Origin of the sequence: Salipiger sp. CCB-MM3, assembly GCF_001687105.1 — a bacterium.
Classification (GTDB): domain Bacteria; phylum Pseudomonadota; class Alphaproteobacteria; order Rhodobacterales; family Rhodobacteraceae; genus Salipiger.
In genome coordinates this window covers 2,278,046-2,291,464 of the sequence record NZ_CP014595.1, presented here as the reverse complement: position 1 = coordinate 2,291,464, position 13,419 = coordinate 2,278,046, and the positions used below count along the sequence as shown (strand labels likewise).

Below are 13,419 nucleotides of genomic sequence, written 5' to 3'. Positions count from 1 at the left end.
GCTCAACCGCTGTAGCGGGCGACTTGAGCGTCAAATACCTCGAGCAGCGCCTCCAGATCCGGCCCCAGCGACATGCCGCGCGGCCTGATGATCGCCAGCCTGAAGCGCGCGTCGGTCTCGAAGGGCCGCGCCAGACCGCCCTGCGCCTCGTGCGAACGGGCGGTGAAGGGATCGACGAGCGAAACGCCCAGACCGCGCAGCACCAGCGCCGAGACCAGCGTCGACAGATGCGATTGCACGATGACCTCGGGCGCATTGACCATCTTGCCGAACTCGCGCTGCAGGAAGGCGCCCGTGGCGGTGTTCTCGCTGTAGCCGACCACCGACTGTCCGGCGAAATCCTCAAGCCGCAGGCGGTCCTTGGCGCCGAGCGGGTGCTCGGGCGGCAAGATACAGACGTATTCCAGCTCCACCGTGCGCACCAAGTCGATATCATGCTCGTGCCGCGTCGGTGAGGTGAACCCAAGTTGGCTCTGGCGCGAGGCGACCTGCCGCACCACGTTGTGGGTTTGCATCGAGAGCAGCTGCACGCGGAAATTCGGGCGCTTCACCAGCAGATCGACAAGCGCGTCGGGCAGCAGCGAATGCGCCAGTGCGGGCATCGCCGCAACTGCGACCGTGCTGCGCCGACCCTGACGGATCTCGGTCGCGGTCTTCTCGATGGTCGCGAGGCCCACGAACGAGCGCTCCACCTCCACCGCAAGCTCCCGCGCCTCGGGGGTGGGAACGATCTTGCCGCCGAAGCGGGTGAAGAGTTGCAGCCCCGTCCGATCTTCGAGATCGCGGATCAGGCGGCTCACCGCGGGCTGCGAGACATTCATGATCTCGGCAGCGCCAGAGACGCTGCCGCTTTCGAGAACGGTCTTGAAGGCTTCGAGCGCACGTTGTGACAGCATGGCTATAACATTCCCGGATGAAGGTCGCTGTATTTGTTATTTGATTTATGGGCACCAATGCAAGGAAACTGCCTCTCGAAACAGATATTTCTGCCACCGAAAGAGCCCCGTAACCGCCCATGTACACGCGAACCGAGCCGGTCAGGACACCGATCACATTCACCTTCGAGGGCAGGTCGATCAGCGCCGATGCGGGCGAAAGCCTTGCAGCCGCCCTGCTGGCCGAAAACGTGGGGTCCTTCCGCGATACGCCGGTCAGCGGAGCGCCGCGCGCGCCGTTTTGCATGATGGGCACCTGCTTTGAGTGTCTGGTGACGGTCGACGGCGTGCCGAACCGGCAGGCCTGCATGACCGAGGTGCGTGAGGGCATGGTGGTCAACCGCCAGAAAGGCGCCGCATGACCCATCAGGACCTTTGTATCATCGGCGCTGGCCCGGCAGGCATGGACGCGGCGATTGCCGCCCGGCAGGCGGGGCTTTCGGTCACCGTGCTCGACGAGGCGCTGCGCCCCGGCGGGCAGATCTACCGCGATGTCACTCGCGCAGACGATTCCCGCCTAAAGATCCTCGGGCCTGACTACGCCGCGGGCCGCAAGCTGGCCGAGGCCTTCGCCGCCAGCGAGAGCACCTATCTCTCCGGCGCCACCGTCTGGCATGTGGAAACCGACGCGACGGGCTATGCGCTGTCCTACTCGCAAAACGGCGCCTCGCATGTGGTGCGGGCGGATGCGCTGATCGTCGCCACCGGCGCGGTCGAGCGGCCGATGCCCCTGCCCGGCTGGACCCTGCCCGGCGTGACCACCACCGGCGCGCTGCAGATCCTGCTGAAGACCGCGGGCACGGTCGCTGAGGATGTAGTGCTGATCGGCTGCGGTCCGCTGCAGCTGCTGCTCGCGGCGCAGATGGTTGCCGCAGGGCGTCCGCCCCGCGCCATCCTCGAAACGGTGCCCAACGCCAACTACCTGAGCGCGCTGAAGCATCTGCCGGGTGCGCTGCGTGGCATGGGCTATCTCACCAAGGGCCTGACGCTGCTGCGCAAGGTCCGCGCGGCGGGCGTGCCCATCTACCGCGATGTTCAGGACATCTCGCTGGACGGCGACAGCCAGCTTGAGGCGGTCAGCTTCTCTGCCAGGGGCCGCAGCCATCGCATCGAAACCGGCACCGCCGGGCTGCACCATGGCGTCGTGCCGAACCAGCAGATCACCCGGCTGATGCGCTGCGAGCATGTCTGGAACGACGCGCAGCACGCGTTCCAGCCGGTGACGGACAGCTACGGCGAAACCTCCCTGCCCGGCCTTTATGTGGCGGGTGACGGTGCGGGCATCCGCGGGGCGCGCTCTGCGGCCTTGGCCGGACGCATCGCCGGCCTGCGCGTAGCGGAAAAGGCCGGACGCCCCGTCTCGCCGGACCTGCCCCGGCTGCGCCGCGAACTGGCCAAGGACGCCGCCGTGCGCCCCTTCCTCGAAACGCTCTACGCGCCCGTGGCGCAGGCGTTGGCGCCGCGCGACGAGGTGATGATCTGCCGTTGTGAAGAGGTCACCGCCGGCCAGATCCGCGCCGCGGCCAAGGCCAATGCGCCCGGCCCGAACCAAGTGAAATCCTTCCTGCGCACCGGCATGGGCCCCTGTCAGGGCCGCACCTGCGGGCTGGCGGTGACCGGGCTGATCGCCGAAACCTCCGGGCGCAGCCCCGGCGAGACCGGCTATTTCCGCATTCGCCCGCCGCTCAAGCCGCTGTCCCTTTCCGAACTCGCCGCCTTCGAGCCCGACACGGAATGACCTCGGGTGCGGCATCCGATCTGCTGGTCATCGGCGGCGGGCTGCACGGCTGCGCCGCCGCGATGTTTGCCGCCGAGCGTGGCCTGCGCGTGACCCTTCTGGAGAAGGACAGCGTGGGCCGCCATGCCTCGGGCGCGAACGCTGGTGGGGTGCGGCGGTTGTGGCGCGACCTTGCAGAGGTTCCGCTGGCGAACCTGTCGATGCAGATGTGGCATCGGATGTCGCAGATTGTTCAGGACGACTGCGGCTTTCAGCCGGTGCCGGGCATTAAGGTCGCTGAAGGCGATGCCGATATGGAGGTGCTCGCCGCCCGCGTCACCCGGATGCAGGAGGCCGGGCATACCCACGAACGGCTGATTGACCGCGCCGAGTTGCGGGCGCTTGTGCCCGCCGTCTCCGAACACTGCACCGGCGGTCTGCTGTCCGAGGACGGATTTGCCATGCCCGCCCAGACCACCGCCGCCTTCGCTCGCCGCGCCCGCGCGCTCGGCGTGACGATCCTCGAAGGCGAGGCGGTGGCGGCGATCGAGCACAGCCGCGGGCTCTGGCGCGTGGAGACGCAGAGCGGGCGCCACACCGGCGCCAAGCTGCTCAACTGCGCTGGCGCATGGGGCGGCAGGATCGCCGAGCTGCTGGGCGAGACGGCCCCGGTAGAGGCCATCGCGCCGCTGATTATCGTCACCCAGCGCATGCGCCCTTTCTGCAGCGCCGTGATCGGCGTGGCGCGGCGGCAGCTGTCGTTCAAGCAGATGGCAAATGGCACGGTGGTGATCGGCGGCGCCCGTCTCGGCCGGGTCGATCCCGCCCGCAACCGGACCGATATCGACTTTCGCGAGCTGCGCCTCACCGCGCGCACCGCGCAGGACATCTTCCCGATCATGCGCGGCGCCACGGTGCAGCGCGCGTGGTCGGGAATCGAGGGGCGCACGCCCGACCGGCTGCCCATCATCGGCCGCTCGTCGCGGCACGAGAGCGCCTTTCACGCCTTCGGCTTTTCCGCACATGGCTTTCAGCTTGGCCCGGCAACCGGTGCGCTGATGGCCGAACTCATCGACACGGGCCGGCTCGCTCCAGAGCTGGACCCTTTCGACATCACCCGCTTCTCGGCTCCCACCGAGGCGGCTACGCAACCAAGGAGACTTGCATGATCACCCGTCACATCCAGGGCAAAATCCACCACCGCATCGTCGAGCACGGCGACACCATCTACATCGGCGGTCTGGTGGCCAGCGACAAGAGCAAGGACATGAAGGGCCAAGCCGAGGAAATCTTCGGCAAGCTCGAAGACCTGCTCGCTCAGGCTGGAAGTTCGAAAGACAAGCTGCTGTCGGTGACCATCTATTCCGCCGCCTTCGATCAGAAAGACGCCTTCAACGCGGCATGGACCGAATGGCTCTCGCCCGAGAGCTTCCCGGTCCGCGCCTATATCGGCGGCGCTGAACTGTCGAAGGGCACGCTGGTGGAGATCACCACCATCGCGGCGAAATAAGCCCTGCTTCAACCTTACCTCCCTGAACTGCCCCCCGCCCTGCGGGGGGCTTTTTTTGTGCCCTCGCCTTGCTGAGCCCGCCCGCGCCCAAGAGTGGCGCAAAAGAAAACGCTCCCCGCCGCAGCGGAGAGCGTTCTACTGTCCCTCGAGGGAAGCCGTCTCAGGCGCGGTCGAGCGCCTTTTCGAGCATCTCCTTGCCGTAAAGCTCTTCGGCTTTCTCACGGCTCATCCGCCCGTCGCGCAGGTCGCGCCCAAGCTCTGCGGGATCGCGCTCCGCCGGGGCGCCGTAGCCGCCGCCGCCGGGGGTTTCGAGCCGCACGCTTTCGCCCGCACCAAGGCTGAGACCGGCGATCATCGGGCTCAGTTCCTCGGCGTGGTTGCTGCCGGGATTCTTGACCAGATGCGCCTCGCGCCCGGCGCTGCCGCCCTTGGCCCCCGGAGCGCCCTCGCGGTGCCCGTCCGAACGGGCGGTGAAGATCACCCCGCCATTAGGCGCCGAGATCTGCCGGGCGATGCCCATGCCGCCGCGATAGCGGCCCGCGCCCGAGCTGTCCTCGACCAGCGCGTATTCATCGACCAGCAGATCATATTCGATCTCCAGTGGCTCGATCGGCAGGTTCGAGGAGTTGGTGACATGCACATGTACCCCGTCCATGCCGTTGCCGAGCGCCCGCGCGCCTGCGCCGCCGCCGATGGATTCGAGATAGACATAGCCCTCGTCACGGCCCCGGCGCTTGCCAGCAAAGACCATGACCGGAACGATGTCCTGCCCCGCCGCCTGTCCGCGATCCTCGGGCAGCAACTGCGAGAAGGCCCCGATCAGGGCGCGCACCACCTTGTTGCAGGTGATCGAGCGGGCGCCGGTGGCCGCGGGCTGGCGCGGGTTCAGCAGGCTGCCTTCGGGGGCCGATATCTCGACACCGTCGAACATGCCCGAGTTGGGCAGCAGGTAGGGATCGAGCAGCGTCTTGACCACATAGTAGACCGAGGCATTGAGCGCCGAGGCCACCACGTTGAGACCGCCGCGCGCCTGCGGGCCGGTGCCTTCGAAATCGACGATCAGCCGGTCGCCCTTGACGGTGACATTGGCTTGGATCGGCACTTCGACCGGGCCGAGGCCGTCGCTCTCGATCTTGGAATGGAAGCTGGCGGTGCCGTCAGCCATTTCCGAGATACGGTTGCGCAGGCGCTGCGCGGTATAGGCGAAGAGGTCTTCAACCAGCGCGTCGACCTTGTCCGCCCCCAGCGTGTCGGCCAGCTCGCGCATCAGCCGCGCGCCGCGCTCGTTCGCCGCCGCCTGCACCTTGATGTCGAGCCAGCGTTCCTCGGAAGACCGCGAGTTCAGCGAGATCATCCGCAGCAGGTCTTCGTCAAGCTCGCCCGCGCGGAACAGCTTCATCACCGGCAGGCGCAGGCCCTCTTCGAAGATCGAGGTGGCGCCGCCGTGGATCGAGCCCGGCACCGTACCGCCGACATCCGAGTGGTGGCCGATGTTGGCGGTGAAGTAGCGCAGCCGCCCGCCCGCGAACACCGGGGTGATCACCGAGATATCGGGCGTGTGGGTGCCACCGGCAACATAGGGATCGTTGCAGATGAAGACGTCGCCCTCGACCATCTTTTCGATCGGATAGGCCTTCAGCACCGCGTTGACCGAGCCCATCAGCGAGCCGAGGTGCAGCGGGATGTGGCTGGCCTGCGCGATGAGCCGGCCATCCGCCGAGAACAGCGCCACCGAGCAGTCCTTGCGCTCTTTGATGTTCGACGAGAAGGAGGCCCGGATCATCGAGGTGCCGATCTCGTCGGCGACCGCGAGCAGCCGGTTGGTAAAGACCTCCATGGCGATGGGGTCGGAAAGGGCGGGTTTGCTTGCGTCGCTTTTGCTTGTGTCGCTCATGGGTCAGACCTCGATGATCATGGTGCCCGAGCCGTCCACGCGCAGCCGCTGGCCGGGCTCCACGATGGTGGTCGAGGACATTTCCTGAATGATGGCCGGGCCCTCGACATAGGGGCCGACCGGAAGGCGGGCGCGCTCGTAGATGGTGGTCTCATACCAGCCGCCTTCGAAATACACCTGCCGCGCGCCGAGCGTCGGATCGCCCTCGGTCGCGGTGTATTCGGCATCCGGCGCAGCCGCCGAAGCGCCCTTCACCGAAAGCCGCAGGTTGACGATCTCGACCGCGCGGTCCTCGATGTCATAGCCGTATTCTTGCCGGTGCGCGGCGCGGAAGCCTTCGAGGAAGGTGTCATAAGCCGCGTCGGCACTCTCCAGCGTCACCTGCACTTCGTGGTTCTGACCGTCATAGCGCGCGTCGACCACATATTGCATCGAGCGGCGGTCTTCCGGCACGCCTTCGCCGGTCAGCCAGTCCTGACCGTCCTTCAGCATCTCCTTGAAGGCCGCGCCAATGGCGGGCCAGCTTTCGGGCGTGGCGTTGGACACGCCGGTGCGCACGAAGTCAAAGCCGACGTCCGACAGCAGGATGCCGCGGGCGCACATGGTGCCGGGCTGGGCGGGAACGATCACCGTCTTCATGCCGGTCTCTACCGCCACGGCAGCGGCGTGCAGCGGACCCGCGCCGCCATAGGCGAAGAGCGCGAAGTCCTGCAGACGGTGGCCCTTCTCGGTGGACACGGCGCGGATCGCGCGGCCCATGTTGGCGACGGCGATGCGCAGGATACCCAGCGCCGCCTCTTCGACCGTCAGGCCGAGCGGCTTGGCGATCTGCGTCTCGATGGCATCGCGCGAGGCCTGTTTGTCCACCTGCATGCGGCCCGAGAGCAGCGTGTCGCTGTCCAGCCGTCCAAGCACGAGGTTGGCGTCGGTGGTGGTCGGCTCGGTGCCGCCCTGCCCGTAGGCCACCGGCCCCGGATAGGCGCCCGCAGACCGCGGCCCCACTTTCAGCGCCCCGGCATCGTCGAGCCCGGCAATCGAGCCGCCGCCCGCGCCGATCACGTTGATGTCGAGCATCGGGCAGCGCACCGGGTAGTCGGCGACCAGCCGCGAGGTGGTGAAGGCCGGGCGTCCGCCCTCGACCAGCGACACATCGGTGGAGGTGCCGCCAACGTCATAGGTGACGATGTTGGGATAGCCCGAGATGCCTGCGACCTTGGCTGCGCCGACCACACCCGCAGCGGGGCCCGACAGACAGGTGCGTACCGGGAAGCTGCGCACGGTGTCCACCGACATCAGCCCGCCGTTGGAATGGATGGTGCGCGGCGCGTTCTTGATGCCGATGTCGGCAAGACGCTGCAGGAAACGCTCGAGGTAGCGATCCATGCGCGGGCCGACATAGGCGTTGATCACTGTGGTCGAGAAACGCTCGAACTCGCGGAATTCGGGCAGCACCTCGGAAGAGATCGAGACATAGGCATCCGGCAGCACCTCGCGCACGATCTCGGCGGCGCGGCGCTCGTGCCGGCCATCGCGATAGGCATGCAGGAAGCACACCGCCACCGCTTCGGCCCCGGCGTCGCGCAGCGTCTCCGCCGCCGCGCGGACCTCGGCCTCGTCGAGCGGCTGCAGCACGTCGCCGTTGGCGTTCAGCCGCTCGGTCACTTCCAGCGCCATGTAGCGCTCGACCAGCGGCTCGGGCTTGGTGATCGCGTAGTCGTAGAGGTGCGGGCGGGTCTGGCGACCGATCTCGAGCACGTCGCGTGCGCCCTTGCTGGTGATCAGCCCGGTCGGCACGCCGCGGCGCTCGATCACCATATTGGTGGCAACGGTGGTGCCATGGCCAACGAACTCGAAGTCCTCGGGCGCGACGCCCAGTTCCTCGACATAGTGGCGCAGGCCAGTTTCGATCGCCTCGGAGGGATCATGCGGGGTGGAGGAGGTCTTGAAGTGGATGGCCTTGCCGCTTCCGGTCTCAAGCGCCGTGAAGTCGGTGAAAGTGCCTCCCACATCGAAGCCGATACGGTACATTGCGTTGGGTCCTTTGCAATCTGCGCCTTACTGAGCCGTCGGCATCAGCAGGTCGGGAAGGAAGAGCGTGATCTGCGGCACGAAGGCGACAAGCAGCGCCACCACGATCATCGCGACATAGAATGGGGCCAGCGCCCGGGTGAGTTCGCCCATGCCGACGCGCGCCACCGTCATCACGGTGTAGAGCACAAGGCCGACAGGCGGTGTGATGGTGCCGATCATCATGGTCACCACGACGGTGACACCAAGATGCACGGTGTCGATGTCGAAGCTCGAGGCGATGGCGAGCAGCGTCGGGACCAGCAGCACCAACGCGGCCAGCACCTCCATGAACATGCCGACGATCAGCAGGATCACGATGATCAGCGCGATGGCGGCGGCCTTCGACACGAAGAGCTCCTGCATCATGTTCACCATCTCGATCGGCAGCCGCTGGATCGAGATGATCCATCCGAACACCGCAGAGACGGCGATGATGAAGAGGGTCGAAGCCGAGGTGCGCACGGTGCCCAGCAGCGCCTCGACGATCAGCGCCCGGTCAAAGCCCATCGAGATCGAGCCGATCACGAGGATATAGAGCACCACGACCACCGACGCCTCGGTCGGGGTGAACACCCCGGCAAGGATGCCGCCCAGCAGGATCACCGGGGCCATCAGCGCCGGAAGCGCGGCCCAGAAGGCGCTGACCACTTCCGAGAAGCTGGCACGCGGCAGACGCGGCGCGTCCTCGCGCCCGGTCACCACCAGCACGTAGATGATCACCATCAGGGCAAAGCCCGTCAGCAGACCCGGCAGCGCGCCGCCAAGGAACAGCCGCCCCACGGATTCTTCGGCAAGGAAGCCATAGACCACCAGCGTGATCGACGGCGGGATGATCGGCCCCATGGTGGCCGAGGCGGCGGTGACCGCGGCAGAGAAGCGCTTGGAATAGCCCGCCTGCTCCATCGCCTTGATCTCGACAGCGCCGAGACCGCCCGCGTCGGCGACAGCCGAGCCCGACATGCCCGCGAAGAGGATCGAGGCAACGACGTTCACATGGCCCAGACCGCCGGTGATATGGCGCACCAGAACGCCGGCGAAATTGAAGATGCGCTCGGTGACGCCCATGCCGTTCATCAGGTTGCCGGCCAGCAGGAACATCGGGATCGCCAGCAGCGAGAAGCTCTCGATGCCGCCCGAGGCGCGCATGGTCAGCTGAATCTCGGGCAGGCCCGCCATCAGGATATACACCGCCGAGGTGACCAGCATGGTGTAGGCGACCGGCAGGCCGAGGATCAGCAGGCCGAAAAAGGAGATCAGAAAGATCGCGGTGGTCATATATCGGCCTCCACCTTCTCGCCGCGCAGTTCGGCCCAGATCGCCTCGAGGGCGAAGAGGATCGTCATGGCAGCGCCCAGCCCGAAGGGCAGAAGGATGAGCATGAATTTCGAGGTAAGCGGCCCGTTCGGAACGGTGCCGAACTCCAGCCGCGACATCAGCGGCTGCAGCTGCCGCACCTGCGTCAGCACATAGGCCAGCACGGCGATCACCAGCACGTGCAGCGCGACGCGCAGCGCCCGGTGCGCGGCAGCAGGAAGAACGGAAGACATCACGTCCAGCCCAATGTGGCCGCCCTCTCGGTAGACGAGGGCCGCCCCGAGAAAGGTCATCCAGATCAGCGAGATCTCTGCGATGTCATCGGTCATATGCACCGGCGCGTTGAACACATAGCGCGAGACGATCTGGACGCTGAGCGCCCCGATGATCGCCACCGCCAGCGCCGCGCAGAGCCACAGCGTGGCCCGGTGCAGACCGGAAAAAAGCTTGGTCATGGCAGGGTCCGAGGGGTTGGGGTCGCGGGCCGGAACATGGCCCGCGAGAGTGTTTCAGGCAGTGTGGCGGATCACTTCATCGCCTGGATCTGATTCCACCAACCCTCGGGCAGCAGCCCCTCTTCCTCGAAGGAGGGCACCGACTCGGCGACTTTCGCGGCAAAGGCTTCGCGGGTCTCGGCGGACATGTCGCAGAAGGTGACGCCTTCGGCTTCCATGGTCTCGCGGTTCGGTGCGGTCTGCTCTTCGACCAGCGAGACGAAGTAATCGCCCGCGTCCTCTGCCGCCTTGGTGACGATCTCCTTGTCCTCGTCCGACAGCTGCTGGAACGAGCTTTCGGCGATGTAGACCGAGTTCTGCGGATACATCATCTGCGCGTCGGTCACATAGGGCAGCACTTCGTAGAACTTCGACGAATAGACCTGCTCGCCCGCGCTTTCCGCCATATCGGCAACGCCTTGGCTGAGGCCCATGTAGGTCTCGCCGTAGGAGATGGTCACCGGCACGGTGCCCACCGCTTCCCAGCCCGCGATGAACATCGGCAGGTTGGGCGAGCGCACGCGCTTGCCAGCGATATCCTCGGGCGTTTCCACGCAGGCGCCCTTGGTCATGAACACGCGCGGCAGGCGGAACCAGTTGGTGGCGAGGATGCGCACGTTGAAATCGTCACGCAGCTCGTCCTTGAGGCCATTGGCCAGATCGCTTTCCATGAACTTCAGGAAGTGATCCTGGCTTTCGAAGACGAAGGGAATGTCGACGACGCCGAATTCCTTGACGAGGTTCGACGCATTGGAGCCCGACGAGATGTAGCCGTCCTGCGCACCGGCGGACATGGCCTCGATCTGCGCGGGGCCGGAGCCAAGCTGCGAGCCTTCGTAGAAATCGACGTGAACGCGGCCCTCGGTGCGCTCGTTCACCAGTTCGGCGAAACGCTTCGACGCTTGCGTGACCGGCGCGCCCGGCGGGTTGATGCCGCCGAAGGTGAGGCTGACCTGAGCGCTGGCTGCTGAAGCGCCAAGCACGCCCGCGGCGGCGAATGCGAGAAGGGAGAATGCTTTATGTTTCATGGTTTTGTTCCTGTTGGACGTTTGGTTTTTATGCAAAGCGTTGCGCGGTGAAGCTGGCGAACTCGGGCGGTCGCTGCCCGTTCATGATCCACTGCGCAAGCGGTCCCCGGTGGGCGGGGGCCAAGGTCACGCCCGAATGGGTCGTGGCCACAAAGACCCCCGGATGGGTGGGGGACTCATCATAGACGGGGTTGCCATCGGGGGTCAGTACGCGCAGCGCGGCCCAGCTGCGCACCACCCGAAGATTTCCAATTGCGGGAAGCAGGCGAACCGCCCGGCTGGCGAGTTCGCGGATGCCTTCGCCGGTGGAATGATCCTCGCCGGTCTCTTCCTTGGTGTCGCCAATGAGGATCGTGCCCTCGGCGGTCTGCCGCAGGCCCGAGGTCACCGCGGGCAGGATCGGGGCGCTGCGTTCGGTCACGAGGATCTGGCCTTTCTGGGGACGCACCAAATCCGGGATGCCGAAGGGACGCGCCAGATCATTGGTCGCAAGCCCCGCCGCGATCAGCACTTTGGGTGCCTTCGCCGTCAGCCCTTCAGCGGTGACCGTATAGCCGTTGTCGCTGCTCTCGATAGAGCTAACCGCGACATTCGAGAGCAGCGTCGCCCCGGCGGCCTGAGCCCCGAGGCTGAGGCCTTGATACAGCGACAGCGAATGACATGCGCCGTCGATAGACGAGATCGACGCACCGCAGACCTCCGGGCCGACACCCGGCATGATCTCGGTCAGCTCGTCGCGGCGGATCATCCGCACATCGTCGCCGGGAAGCTCATGCGCCGCGACCCGCCCGATCATCTCTGCCCGCTTATCGAACTCTGCTTCGCTCAGGCACAGATGCAGGCCAAGGCCGTTTTCATAGTGGGTATCCACGCCGCAGAGCTCTTTCAGTTCCTCTTCCAGTTCGGGCCAGGCGCGCACCGCAGAGCGGGTCCATGTGGCATAGTCACGGTTGCCCGCACCCTTGCTCTGCGCCCAGACGAGGCCGAAATTCCCGCGGCTTGCCCGAAAGCTGGTGTCGGAGGCATCGAGGATCAGCACACGCGCACCATCGCGCGCCATGCCAAGCCCGGCGGCGGTGCCCACGAGGCCGCCGCCGACCACGATGATGTCCCAGTCACCCAGATTTTTCACGTCGCGCACACCTGTTTCCATCGGAAGTCTCGACGGATTAAGAGGTGCGAGAGCGCATAAGACAAATATCAATACCTTCAATTGCGATACACTTTTGTTATAGTGATCGCTGTGTTCCTCACATGGTTGGACGGTTCGCAATCGCGGCCCGGACGTGCGGGCTCCCCTCTCGCGCATTTGCGATGCCCGACGATGGCTCATGCTCAAGTTGCGGGCAGATGCAGGGCCTGTGGGAAAGTTTTCGGTGGATCGTTCGGCTGAAGTTTCTTCGGGCGGGGCACCCCGAGTCTGGGCGCCCAGCGGCTGCCCCGAGGGAAGCCCCTGCCCCTCTCCAAACCTGCTCTCACTGCAAAATCAGGCGGCTTACATCGCAGGCCCCAAGCCCGGAGCGGCCGCGCCGCGTGGCACCAATCAATAAGAAAAATCTCTAGTGTCACAAAACTTTTGAATTGGACGCGGCGGGGGTCGGGCCGCTCACTCTGACACAACACGATGCTCCAGCAGGCCTAACGTCCCAAGCCAGAGGCACGAATGACCGCCCTTGCCCACACGCTCCCCTCGACTGCCGCCGCGCGCACCGAAAGGTCAGCCGGGCAGGACGCGAGCGAGCTGCGGCATCAGCGACAGATGTTCGTGAACGATCTCCAGCGCGCGGGCCTCATCATGCTCGGACAGCGCGGCGACGAGCGCCCGGTGCTCGTGCTCGATAGCCTCGGTCTTGCCGAACCCCTTGCGCAGCGACAGCATCGCCAGCCGCGACAGCGGGGCCTGCAGACCTTCGTAAACCGTTGCGAGCACGGTGTTTCCCGCCGCTTCGACAATCGCTTGGTGAAACTGGCGGTTGTTTTCCAGACAGCTCAGATGGTCCGTGGCGGGGGTCGCCTCATGCGCATCGCACAGCGCAGTGAGCCGGTCCGGAACCTCGCGCCGCTCGCGGCAAATCTTGATCACCGCCTGTGTCTCGACCATCAGCCGAACCTCATGCAGGTCGCGCAGTTCAGCCGGAGACATCGCGCGCACCATCGCGCCTCTGCGCCGGTGCAGATCGACGTAACCTTCGGCGGCAAGACGGTTGAGCGCCTCGCGCACCGGCGAGCGCGACACACCGGTCAATTCGCAGGCGACCGCTTCTTCGACGTAGCCGCCCGGCGGAAAATCACCGTTGAGGATGCCGGAGCGAATCGAATCGTAGGCCAACTCGCGCGCCGACAATCGCGGCACTTGCTCGGCTCCTGCGGTGGAAGAATGTCTGTTCATTCACCTTTCTCCTCAAAAAGTGCCCGTATGGGACATCTTTCGCCCGTTCAGTCTCGACACGCGGCATC

General features: G+C 65.9%; 12 protein-coding genes. 4 read left to right on the top strand and 8 right to left on the bottom strand.

The genetic code is table 11. The annotated features are described in order from the left end of the window. Nucleotides 1-2: 2 nt before the first annotated feature. Nucleotides 3-896 carry a LysR substrate-binding domain-containing protein gene (locus AYJ57_RS11090; protein ID WP_066104977.1) on the bottom strand — a complete coding sequence of 298 codons (894 nt, stop codon included), beginning with the start codon at nt 894-896 and terminating at the stop codon, nt 3-5. A gap of 119 nt (nt 897-1,015) precedes the next feature. Here AYJ57_RS11090 and AYJ57_RS11085 point away from each other — a divergent pair, with 119 nt between their 5' ends. The 4 genes from AYJ57_RS11085 to AYJ57_RS11070 are packed head-to-tail and all read left to right on the top strand — an operon-like array spanning nt 1,016 to nt 4,162. Then, nucleotides 1,016-1,297, top strand: coding sequence for a (2Fe-2S)-binding protein (locus AYJ57_RS11085; protein ID WP_066104974.1), 282 nt, complete (start codon nt 1,016-1,018; stop codon nt 1,295-1,297). Continuing rightward, entirely contained in the window at nt 1,294-2,673 is a 1,380-nt protein-coding gene (locus AYJ57_RS11080) for an NAD(P)/FAD-dependent oxidoreductase (RefSeq protein WP_066104971.1), read from the top strand. Before AYJ57_RS11085 ends, AYJ57_RS11080 begins: the two co-directional genes overlap by 4 nt. Beyond that, the gene (locus AYJ57_RS11075) at nt 2,670-3,821 is read left to right on the top strand and encodes an NAD(P)/FAD-dependent oxidoreductase (RefSeq protein WP_066104968.1); all 1,152 of its coding nucleotides are present in this window, start codon (nt 2,670-2,672) and stop codon (nt 3,819-3,821) included. The genes AYJ57_RS11080 and AYJ57_RS11075 overlap by 4 nt, the downstream gene beginning before the upstream one ends. Further along, nucleotides 3,818-4,162 carry a RidA family protein gene (locus AYJ57_RS11070; RefSeq protein ID WP_066104965.1) on the top strand — a complete coding sequence of 115 codons (345 nt, stop codon included), beginning with the start codon at nt 3,818-3,820 and terminating at the stop codon, nt 4,160-4,162. The genes AYJ57_RS11075 and AYJ57_RS11070 overlap by 4 nt, the downstream gene beginning before the upstream one ends. A 160-nt stretch (nt 4,163-4,322) precedes the next feature. Here AYJ57_RS11070 and AYJ57_RS11065 read toward each other — a convergent pair whose 3' ends face one another. From AYJ57_RS11065 to AYJ57_RS11035, 7 genes are all read right to left on the bottom strand, one after another. Continuing rightward, nucleotides 4,323-6,056 carry a hydantoinase B/oxoprolinase family protein gene (locus AYJ57_RS11065; RefSeq protein WP_066104962.1) on the bottom strand — a complete coding sequence of 578 codons (1,734 nt, stop codon included), beginning with the start codon at nt 6,054-6,056 and terminating at the stop codon, nt 4,323-4,325. 3 nt (nt 6,057-6,059) lie between these two features. After that, nucleotides 6,060-8,084 carry a hydantoinase/oxoprolinase family protein gene (locus tag AYJ57_RS11060; RefSeq protein WP_066104958.1) on the bottom strand — a complete coding sequence of 675 codons (2,025 nt, stop codon included), beginning with the start codon at nt 8,082-8,084 and terminating at the stop codon, nt 6,060-6,062. Between the two features lie 27 nt (nt 8,085-8,111). Next, nucleotides 8,112-9,401 carry a TRAP transporter large permease gene (locus AYJ57_RS11055; protein WP_066104955.1) on the bottom strand — a complete coding sequence of 430 codons (1,290 nt, stop codon included), beginning with the start codon at nt 9,399-9,401 and terminating at the stop codon, nt 8,112-8,114. Beyond that, a complete protein-coding gene (locus AYJ57_RS11050) occupies nt 9,398-9,895 on the bottom strand; it encodes a TRAP transporter small permease (RefSeq protein WP_066104952.1) in 498 nt (165 codons plus the stop codon). Before AYJ57_RS11050 ends, AYJ57_RS11055 begins: the two co-directional genes overlap by 4 nt. 71 nt (nt 9,896-9,966) lie before the next feature. Then, nucleotides 9,967-10,962, bottom strand: coding sequence for a TRAP transporter substrate-binding protein (locus AYJ57_RS11045; RefSeq protein WP_066104949.1), 996 nt, complete (start codon nt 10,960-10,962; stop codon nt 9,967-9,969). Between the two features lie 28 nt (nt 10,963-10,990). Further along, nucleotides 10,991-12,115 (bottom strand): NAD(P)/FAD-dependent oxidoreductase, encoded by a 1,125-nt coding sequence (locus AYJ57_RS11040; protein WP_066104946.1) that lies wholly within the window; start codon nt 12,113-12,115, stop codon nt 10,991-10,993. 564 nt (nt 12,116-12,679) lie between these two features. Further along, a complete protein-coding gene (locus AYJ57_RS11035; protein WP_066104943.1) occupies nt 12,680-13,351 on the bottom strand; it encodes a GntR family transcriptional regulator in 672 nt (223 codons plus the stop codon). Nucleotides 13,352-13,419: the final 68 nt, after the last annotated feature.